Genomic DNA, 8,992 nt, shown 5'->3' on the forward strand with positions numbered 1-8,992 from the left:
GATTCGCCGTCAGGGGCTTCTTGGTTTGTCAGGACAATGTCGAGATCTTGCTAACACCTTTGCTAACACGGTGGCTCCCGGCTTCAGCCGTTGATGGCCTTGGCGAAGACGTCGGCGGCGGACGCTGCTTGCTCGTGGATGACGTGGGCGTAGACGCGCAGGGTGATCGCCGGGTCGGCGTGGCCGAGGCGGGCCGCGACGACGTGGACGGGGACGCTGGCCAGGAGCAGCGTTGTGGCGTGGATATGGCGGAGGTCGTGTAGGCGGGCGTGGGGGAGTTGGGCTCTCGGGTTCTGGTTGTTGTGGGTCTCGATGAGCTTGGGCATCAGGGAGCTGGGCGTATCTGGGAACAAGGGCTCTCCCCAGCCGGTCGTGAAGACGTACGCGCCGCCGCCCTTCCAGGACTCGCCGAGTCGGAGACGCTCCTCGTCCTGGCGGGCGCGGTGGGCCTTGAGAACCCTGACCGTGCTGGGGTCGAGGGACACCACGCGGGAACGTCCGCTCTTCGTGGTGCCCTCGACGCGCTGGCGGTCGATGACTGCCGCGGTGCCGGTGATGTGGATCTGAGGCTTGTCCAGGTTCACGTCCGACCAGCGAAGGTTGAGCAGCTCTCCGCGACGAGCGCCGGTGTACGCGGCCAGATGGAAGAAGGCATACAGGCGGTGCTCTTGGGCCGTGGTGAGAAACGCCCGGAGCTGGGCGGGCGTCCAGATCAGGCCCGGCTCGGTGGCCTGGGTGCGTGGGAGCTTGGCCCGTTCGGCGGGGTTGTTGGGAAGCAGCTCGTCCACGAGCACGGCGTCCGTGAGGGCCTTACGGAGCACTGTGTGGACGTGCTTGACGGTGTTCGCGGCGAGTGGGCCGCCCTTCCTGCCGCCGCTTGTGAGGAGGTCGCGGTAGAACTTCGTGATCGCCGCCGGGCGTAGTGCTTGCAGGCGGACGTTCCCGATTCGAGGACCGATGTAGAGGCGGATCATGTCGCGGTAGCCCTTGAGCGTGTGCGGCTTGATTTCGACGGCGTGGCCCTCGATCCACTCGGCGAGGTAGGCGGCTACCGTGATGGTGTTCCGATCGATGTACTCGCCGCGCCGAGCCTTGACCCTGGCCTCGTCGCGAGCGGCCTTGGCGTCATCCTCAGTGGCGAAGCCGCTCACCCAGCGCGGCTTGCTCTCGCCGGTCTCAGGATCCTTGACGCGGATGACGTACGACCAGGTGGTGCCGCGCTTCATCACGCCGTCACGGAGCTTCGGGGCCTTCTTCTTGCGTGGCTGGTCGTCTGCGGCTGCCACGAGGGTCCTGGTCATGCTGCGTTCTCCTTTGAGGTCAAGCGGGTGATGTAGTCGTTGAGCGCCGTGACGGTGATGCGGCGAGAGCCGTCGATGCGGAGTGAGGCCACTGCGCCTGTGGCGAGCAACTGGTAGAGCTTGCTGCGTGAGATGGCCAGGGCTTCGGCGGCTTCGGGGACGGTGAGAAGGAGTCGGGTCAGAGATGGCCTCCCGAAGTGGTGCCGGTAATGGCTGCGGAAAGGAGCGCGTCACCGGCCGATTGGCCTTGACCGGCGTACTGCCAGTGGGCGATGACCAGGACGGTGTCCTCGTCGAAGAGCGGGAGGCGTCCCGTGGTGATCTCTTCGGTGCGCATGTGTTCTTCGCGGGCGGTGCGGAGTTCGCCCAGGGTGGTGGAGTAGTGGCGGCTCTTGGTGGAGAAGTGGCCGCGGAAGCCCAGCATGTGCGCCCAGTGGGTGAGTCTCAGGTCGGCCAGGCCAGGGCGGCTGCCCAAAGTCATGCAGGCGGCGATCAGGCGGCGGGCGTGTTCGCGGATGGGCAGAGCGTCGAGGTTGTCGAGAGGTTGGATGCGGCGGTCCAGGGTGCCGACGCATTCGGCGGCCTTGGTGGCGTACTTGGCGATGTAGGCAGCGACAGCTTGCTCGGTGAGGTCGCCGTTCATGGTGATGCGGCGGACGTCGAGCTGTGTGCCCCACTGGAAGGTGCGGCTGAGTGGCTTGACCTCTGCTGTCACGACGGCTGCTGCGTGCTGGACAGCTTGGGCCAGGGCGTCAGCGGTGGCCCAGGCTGGTGGCGGCGAGTTGGGTCCGTCGGGTCCGTCGAGGCGGATGACGGCGTGGAAGTGGACGACGCCGCGGCGCTGGTATTCGGCGACTTTGGCGAAGGCGATGCTGACGTGTTCGCGCAGGGCCTTGACGGTCAGGTCGTTGAGCTTGGCGAAGCGGCGGCGTAGGGCGAGCGTGAAGCGGCGCCAGAGTTCGGGGCTGATGGCGTTGAACAGGACCGAGCCGTCGTAGTCGTAGCAGTCGGGGCACAGTGGTTCGCCGAGGCGTGGATCGTCGGCGCTGTGTCGTTCGGTGCAGGACATGACCTGTCCGTGCGGGCAGGTCTGGGCGTTGCGGCGGGCGTGGCAGGGCAGGACCTTGCCGTTCTTCTCTCGCCGCACGTGGACGGCTCCGAAGGAGGGCGCGGTGAGCGTGACGAACAGGCACGGGTGCGAGCTGACCGTGTCGGGTACGCCCTTGCCGCCGACGAGGCCGGCGCGGACGAGCTGGTAGGTGTCGGCGCGGTAGACCTCGGCGCAGGCCGGGCAGCGGGTGACGCGGCGGGTCTTGCATGGCACGCGCAGGACGCCGTTCGGCTCCTGGGTGGTGGTGTAGCGGTGCAGGAGGTGGCCGGTGGCCTGGTCGTAGTGTTCGACTTTGCCGCGCAGGTGGATGGGCTGTCGGCAGCCGCCGGTGCGCTTGATCTGGCAGGCCCAGCGGTCGTAATCGGGTTGGTTGAGCCGGTGAATCATTCCAGCCACGGCGTGGCTGTGGGCAAGGTGGGGCAAGATGGGTTCCGTCCTATCCAGTGACTCTGGTGTGGATGGCCCCGGCCTGGCGCGGATCTTGGCGGATGTGTGGCCAGGCGGGGGCGCTACAGCGGCTATGCGCCGTGGTTGTCGATGCCGGTGCCGTCGCAGTCGGCGCAGGTCTGGTCGTCGGTGATTCCGGTGCCGTTGCAGGTGCAGCAGCGGTAGTGACCGACAGGTGTGGCGTCCATGGTCATTGGTCTTTCTGCGGGCTGTCGGGTGTGACGCAGCCGCGGTAGCTGTTGTGGGCGTCGTACCGGGCGCGAGAGTCGGCCAGGATCGCTACGGCGCGGTACTCGATCGGGCCGAAGCGGAGTGAGGTCGTGACGTGGCTGTCCTCGCCGTCGAGGTGGCTGCCGAGCAGGGTGGCCAGGCGGTCGATCTCGGCACGCATCTCGGTGTCCTGGGCGTCGGGCACGAAGTGGTGAACGACTGTGCTCCGAGGCGTCGGGATGTCGGGACGAGCTTCGAGGAAGTCGGCGAGGGCACGCAGTCCGGCGACGAACGCGGGCCGCGAGTGGGTGGTGAACATCTGGGGCGTTCCTTTCACCGAGCTTGTTCGGGCTGTAGAAGGTGGAGAAGATCGGCGGCGAGTTGGTCGGACACGCCCAGGCGGGCGCGGATGAGGTCTGCGGTGATCGGCCCGCCGTGCTTGGAGTGGTGCTCGTCGGCGACGCGGCGGGCGTAGTCCACGAGGGTCGGATCGGGTGTGGGAGCGTCGTGCTGGCGGTCGACCTCGTCAGCCGGAGCCGGCGCAGGACGTTCAGCGGGCGGGATGTTGTGGGACTCTGCGGAGACGGCTTGGGACGTCTGCGGGACGTCCTGTAGCGAGTTGGTACGGGTGGCGGTGGCGCGGCGTTCGAGCATGGACACCGCGAGGAGGAAGGCGCTGGCCGGGGTGGCGGCGGTGATCCAGCCCCAGACGGTCGGTGTGGCTTGGGCGAGGTTGGCTGCCAGGGACAAGATGATGCTTCCGGTCAGGACCAGGACGGGCCAGGAGATCAGTCCGCGTTGCGTTCGGCCGGTCTTCTTGTCGCGCTGGCGCTCGCGGGCAGCCATGACGCAGGTCAGGTCGATACAGATGGCGATGGCCCAGGACATCCAGCCGGTCTGGCCGTGCTGGTTGGCGGTGTCGCGGATGTGGGTGAACGAGCCTGCTCCTGCGATGAGGGCCAGGACGAGGACCAGGCCGGTGTTGAGCAGCCAGGCGGCGAGGCGGCGCATTTCTACCCCTCCTTTCATGAAGTCGCATCAGGCCGTCTGCTGGTCGGGCGTCTCCATGGGTTGAGCGGTCATCACGTCGGCCCAGGTCGGTGCCTGGTCGGTGTAGGCGCGGGCGGCGTGTTCGGCCGCGGCTTCGCTGACGTAGAAGGAGCGAGCCCGATACCACTGGCCGTCCTGGCTGGCGACGATGGCCACGCCGGGTGTCTCCGCTGCGATGGTGCGGGCAGAGTCGAGCGCGGCGGGGTCGAGGTCACCCAGGGTCATGGTGGCTGTCTCGGGGTCGTTGACGCGGTGGCAGATCCGTCCCGAGCATTGGGCGCGCAGGGCGGTGACGCCGGGGCCGAGGTCGGAGCCGATGCGCTGACCGGAGCAGAACAGGTAGATGCCGAAGGCTCGCCCGAGCTGCGCCACCCGAAGGAGTGCGGTGGAGGTCTTGGCGATCTCGTCCTTCTCACTCTTGTCGGCCATCAGGTACAGCTCGGCCAGCTCGTCCACCAGGACCACGACGGGGATCGGGCGCATGGTGGGTGGGAGTTGCCAGATGTTGCGGGCCGAGGTCATCCGGCACACGCCCATCCGGTCGGTCATGAGCGCTACCAGGTCGTCCAACAGTCCGCCGCACTCGGCTCGTGTGGTGGCCAGGGCGGACAACCGGGGCTCGTACGGGGTGAACTCCACGCCGCCCTTGAGGTCGAAGCCGACCAGGGCGACGGGTTGTGGTGCCAGGCCGACGATGAGCGCGTTGGCGAGGTTGGACTTGCCGGACTGGGTGGCTCCCGCGTTGATGTAGTGCGGCACGGTCTTGAAGTCGATGACCCACGGCCCGCCTGTCTCCAGCCGTCCCACGGTGACCTTGAGCAGTTCGGTGGAGGGCGGGAGCTCGTCGACCTTGACCAGCGGGTCCCGGATGGTGGCGGCCAGCCGTACCCGTCCTGGTTTGTCGGAGGAGACGCGCACGGCGTGCACGCCCCAGGAGTGCGCCAGGCGTTCGGCGACCTCGGCGTAGTCGGCCGGGATCTGCCCTTCCAAGGTGTGCAGGGTGACCCGCCAGCCGTGGCGGGTCGGCAGCGGCAACCACATGAACGGCTTGGTGTCCACGGGAATGCGCTGCCACTTGCGCCGGACCCGGACGACGCCCGTCGAGGCGACCAGGCCGGGGACGGTGGTGAACCAGAAGCGCTGCCGCTTCTTGGTGAGGTTGCAGCCGAGGGCGACCTCGCGCCAGGACGCCCGGATGCTGATGGCCATGATCGGGAAGCCGATGAGGAGCCAGAATGAGCGGTAGTGCCAGCGGCGCCAGGCCCAGAGCCCGGCCGCGACGGCGGCCAGGACTCCGAGCATCCACCAGAGCTGGTCAGACATCGGTGGCCTCCTGCGGGAGCAGGGCGGTCGCGCGGTAGGAGATGCCCCACTTCCCGGCCATCTCCCAGACGTAGCCGAGCAGGCCGACCGCTCGGACAGCGTCTCCAGTGGTGATGGGCGGCTCTCCGGTGATGCCGATCTTGACGAGTTCGATCCGGCCGAACTCGTCTTCCACCGACACGGTCACCTCGTAGACGGTGTTGCCGTTCTTGTCGGTCTTGATCTCGCCGGTGTCGCGGTTGAGCACCCGCGGGCGCGGGGCCTTCACGCAGGTGATGCTGAGCTTGCTGACGTCCACGGGGATGGGGACGGTACGCATGGCGAATACACCTCTCGTCAGCCTGTTGATCAGGCGTTTCAGGACGAGGGAGGCCGTGCCGTCAACTCGGAGGCGATAGCATCGAAGCGCCAACTAGGGTGCTTATCGCATCCGGCCTGGGCGGGTCTCCCGCTCAGGCCACTTTCATGTGTGGCCTTCTCTCCGCCTTCTGTGAGCGGACCTTCTTGATCCACCCCTGAAACGCGAAGAGCGTTCGTGCTGGGCTGCCACCCTCCGACTACGGAGAGTTCCAGCTACAACACGAACGCTACCTGATACTGAGAGTAATCGCTAGTACTTAGAGTACGTGTGCACGTACTTTTTCTACGCCCCCACTCGCTCGGCCAGTTCCCGCAGCTCAGACGAGGCCGGATCCTGCATCGACAGCAAGTCCGCGACGAGTTGCCGGACGATCCGATGGTTACGGATCTGCTCGGGAGTGACGCTCTCGGCCTCCAGCAACGCTGCCACCGCCTCATCCACCTGACGACGCTGCGCATGCGCCCGCGCGAGATCCACGGCCAGCCGCGCGCGCCGCTCTGCCGACAGCGTCGAGGCGTCCACCGCAGCGCCAACCCGTAGCGCATGGCCGGCGTCGCCCACCTCCACCGCCACGGCCACCTCATGCAAGGCCACGTTGGCTGGCCCGAACTCGGTGTTGTAGTCGTTGCGCCCCTCGCCAACCCGCGCCGCCATCTCACGCGCGCGCGACAGGTGCTCGTAGGCGACATCGGCCTGATTGAGCCGCGAAGCGGCCACGGCCCGCTGCAGAGTGAGCCCACCCCACAACGACATCGCCTCCACATTGCCCTGATCAGTGAGGAACCACAGCGCCTCAGCGGTGGTGCGCGCCGTCTCTTCCACCTGATCGAAGTGACGCGCTCCCAGGAACACGAACCCCAGCCGGAACGCGCCGGCCGCCATCAGCAACGGGCTCCCCGCCCGCTCGGCCGCACTGATAGCCCGATCGGCAGCGATCCACGCCGCCTCCGGCTCACCCAGCTTGGCCAGCGATGCCGAACACGTCTGATAGGCCACCGACAGCAACTCGAACAACTCCCGCTGCTGCTCATCCGGAGCAGACCGGGCGGCACTCTCCAAAGTGGGCACCAGCCCGCGCAACAACTCGGTCAGCTCGACGTAGCGGCTCTGGTGCGTCAGCTCCCACGCGTGATCGACCCGCGGCTTGAGCTGATCGATCGCAGGCGCCGGCGTGGCGTGCAACATGGCCTGCAGCGAATGAGCGCCGGACAGCACCAGCCGCAGCCCGGCCGTGCCGGGCGTCTCTTCATTGGTGGCGGCGACCACGGGCGCTTCGGCGGCCAGCTCCGACAGCGGCACGTCCAGCGTCTCGGCGACCTTCTCCAGCACGGACATACGGTCGACCTTGCGTACGCCCCGCTCCACCTGCGAGATCCACGCCACCGACCGATCCACCAGCCTGGCCAGCTCGGCCTGCGACAGGCCACGCCGTTTGCGCTCCTGGGCGATGCGCCGTCCGAGCGCCCGCTGATACTCCATGCTCACGACGCCGTGCCCTTTCCGGTCTGCAGTCTCAGCCAGTCGACCTCCACCGAGGCCAACAGCTCTTCGCGAGCCGCCAGGAAGCGCCTGGTGTGCTCGGTCTGCTCGTGGGCGTCGAAGGCGTCGCGGTCCCGGTACAGCTCGTAGAAGATCCGCTGGAGCGGCTGGCCGTCCACCTGGTGCGAGGCGTACACGATCGTTCCCGGCTCGTGCTTGCGGATCGCCTCGATTGTCTCACCGACGAGAGTGTCGAACGCCGCAGCGCTGTCTTCGTCCTTGCAGGTGAATCGCACCATTAGTCCGAACATGTACGCCTCCTGGATCGCTGTCACGGGCTTGGATCTCGATTGTCTTTACTCGACCAGTACTTATTGTGCGGCGCAAGTACACCAAGTCGCTTGTACTTGAAGTATAGCATCAGTACTTTAAGTATCGATAGCGATTGCAGTGCTCTGACCTGCACGAACGCGAGGAACGGCGATGTCCCCAGCGCTGAACAGCCCGAAAGAGATCCACCGGTGGTGTCGTAACTTCCCTGGCACCAAGGCCCAGATCCGTGAGGCCCGCCGATTCGTCACCAGCTACCTGGGCGACCTCCCCGAAGCCGACACAGCCGAACTCGTCGTGTCCGAACTCGCCACCAACGCCATCCGCCACACCCGCAGCGGTCGGGCTGGCGGCCGATTCGGCGTCACTCTCCATGCCGGCACCACGCTCCTGATCCTCGCCGTCGACGACGAAGGCGGCCCCTCCATCCCATACGTATGCCAGGCCGAGGACACGGATCAGAGCGGCCGCGGCCTGCACCTCGTGGACAGCCTGACAACGCGCTGGGGCGTCCACGGCGACGAAGGCGGGCGCACGGTGTGGGGGCTCATCCCTCTCGCCTCGGCCGGCCAGACCGTATGAGCGATTGCTTGTCTCCCCACCTCCCTGACCCAGAGCCGGACCACACGCGGCTGACCTGGTTCAAAGCCCGCAAGGAACCACGACGGCGAACGCTCGCCTGGACCTGCCACTGCGATGTGGTCGTTCACGAACTGTGCACCGCAGGCGGACAGGCATTCCTGCGGCGTACGGACCTTGCCACTGAAGAGGTCTACGAGACCCACCGCATGAGCACACGAGCGGGCTGCGCCATGTGGCACGCCCTGCTCTCCGGACTCGTACGGTGAGACCTCTCGCCTGATTGTCCTCGGCCTGCTGCGGAAGTGGTCTAGGTTGGCTCGCGTGTAGGCCCGGCGGAGTTACTCGGCGGAGTTATCGGTGCATGGCGGCGAGCCGGATGAGAACTTTCTCTACGGTTTCAAGGGCAGCCCGCCTGCGGCGGCCTGCCGCGCGTGCGCGGCAAGCTGGCCCGGCTGCGGCTCTCCGGCCGGTCCGGGCCAGCACCGCCCACGCGCACATAGACACCCGGTGACTCAGCTCCGCAGACTGTAGCGATCAATGACCGCCATAGTCCGCGCGGATCCGCTCAGCTTCCCGTTGCATCTCTTCTGCCTCGGCCGGGCGGCCCAGCGCCGCGAGCCAGATGCCGAGGTTGGTCAGGGAGGTGGCGAGGTCGGGGCGGTAGCGCTCGGGGAAGGCGGCGGTCAGCTCCCGGTAGGTGGTCACGGCTTCTTGGGTCGCCGGGAGGGCTTTGTCCGGGCGGCCCAGCTCTGAGAAGCAGTTGCCGAGGTTGGTCAGGGAGGCTGCGAGGTCGGGGCG

General features: G+C 67.2%; 11 protein-coding genes. 1 reads left to right on the forward strand and 10 read right to left on the reverse strand.

Annotated elements, in window-relative coordinates:
• Positions 1-83: 83 nt before the first annotated feature.
• The 9 genes from ABD844_RS02390 to ABD844_RS02430 all read right to left on the reverse strand — a co-directional run bounded on the left by ABD844_RS02390 (position 84) and on the right by ABD844_RS02430 (position 7,617).
• Positions 84-1,301, reverse strand: coding sequence for a tyrosine-type recombinase/integrase (locus ABD844_RS02390; RefSeq protein WP_344872432.1), 1,218 nt, complete (start codon positions 1,299-1,301; stop codon positions 84-86).
• A complete protein-coding gene (locus ABD844_RS02395; RefSeq protein ID WP_344872581.1) occupies positions 1,298-1,483 on the reverse strand; it encodes a helix-turn-helix domain-containing protein in 186 nt (61 codons plus the stop codon). Before ABD844_RS02395 ends, ABD844_RS02390 begins: the two co-directional genes overlap by 4 nt.
• Complete coding sequence (locus ABD844_RS02400; RefSeq protein ID WP_344872583.1) at positions 1,480-2,799, reverse strand: replication initiator; 1,320 nt, start codon at positions 2,797-2,799, stop codon at positions 1,480-1,482. The genes ABD844_RS02395 and ABD844_RS02400 overlap by 4 nt, the downstream gene beginning before the upstream one ends.
• Positions 2,800-3,049: 250 nt before the next feature.
• Positions 3,050-3,388 (reverse strand): hypothetical protein, encoded by a 339-nt coding sequence (locus tag ABD844_RS02405; RefSeq protein WP_344872434.1) that lies wholly within the window; start codon positions 3,386-3,388, stop codon positions 3,050-3,052.
• Positions 3,389-3,402: 14 nt separating this feature from the next.
• Complete coding sequence (locus tag ABD844_RS02410) at positions 3,403-4,080, reverse strand: DUF2637 domain-containing protein (RefSeq protein WP_344872436.1); 678 nt, start codon at positions 4,078-4,080, stop codon at positions 3,403-3,405.
• A 27-nt stretch (positions 4,081-4,107) separates the two neighbouring features.
• A complete protein-coding gene (locus ABD844_RS02415) occupies positions 4,108-5,442 on the reverse strand; it encodes an FtsK/SpoIIIE domain-containing protein (RefSeq protein WP_344872438.1) in 1,335 nt (444 codons plus the stop codon).
• Positions 5,435-5,761: an SCO3933 family regulatory protein gene (locus ABD844_RS02420; protein ID WP_344872440.1), complete on the reverse strand. Its 327-nt coding sequence runs from the start codon at positions 5,759-5,761 to the stop codon at positions 5,435-5,437. Before ABD844_RS02420 ends, ABD844_RS02415 begins: the two co-directional genes overlap by 8 nt.
• A 324-nt stretch (positions 5,762-6,085) precedes the next feature.
• Positions 6,086-7,282 carry a helix-turn-helix domain-containing protein gene (locus ABD844_RS02425; RefSeq protein WP_344872585.1) on the reverse strand — a complete coding sequence of 399 codons (1,197 nt, stop codon included), beginning with the start codon at positions 7,280-7,282 and terminating at the stop codon, positions 6,086-6,088.
• A gap of 2 nt (positions 7,283-7,284) precedes the next feature.
• Positions 7,285-7,617 carry a putative quinol monooxygenase gene (locus ABD844_RS02430; protein ID WP_344872442.1) on the reverse strand — a complete coding sequence of 111 codons (333 nt, stop codon included), beginning with the start codon at positions 7,615-7,617 and terminating at the stop codon, positions 7,285-7,287.
• A gap of 148 nt (positions 7,618-7,765) precedes the next feature.
• Here ABD844_RS02430 and ABD844_RS02435 point away from each other — a divergent pair, with 148 nt between their 5' ends.
• The gene (locus ABD844_RS02435) at positions 7,766-8,194 is read left to right on the forward strand and encodes an ATP-binding protein (RefSeq protein WP_344872444.1); all 429 of its coding nucleotides are present in this window, start codon (positions 7,766-7,768) and stop codon (positions 8,192-8,194) included.
• A 534-nt stretch (positions 8,195-8,728) separates the two neighbouring features.
• On the opposite strand, the gene ABD844_RS02440 is transcribed toward ABD844_RS02435, so the two are convergent.
• Positions 8,729-8,992, reverse strand: a 264-nt coding sequence (locus ABD844_RS02440; RefSeq protein ID WP_344872446.1) for a tetratricopeptide repeat protein, incomplete at its 5' end; no start/stop codon positions are given.

The sequence above is a fragment of the Nonomuraea antimicrobica genome, assembly GCF_039536965.1.
In the GTDB taxonomy this organism is placed as follows: domain Bacteria; phylum Actinomycetota; class Actinomycetes; order Streptosporangiales; family Streptosporangiaceae; genus Nonomuraea; species Nonomuraea antimicrobica.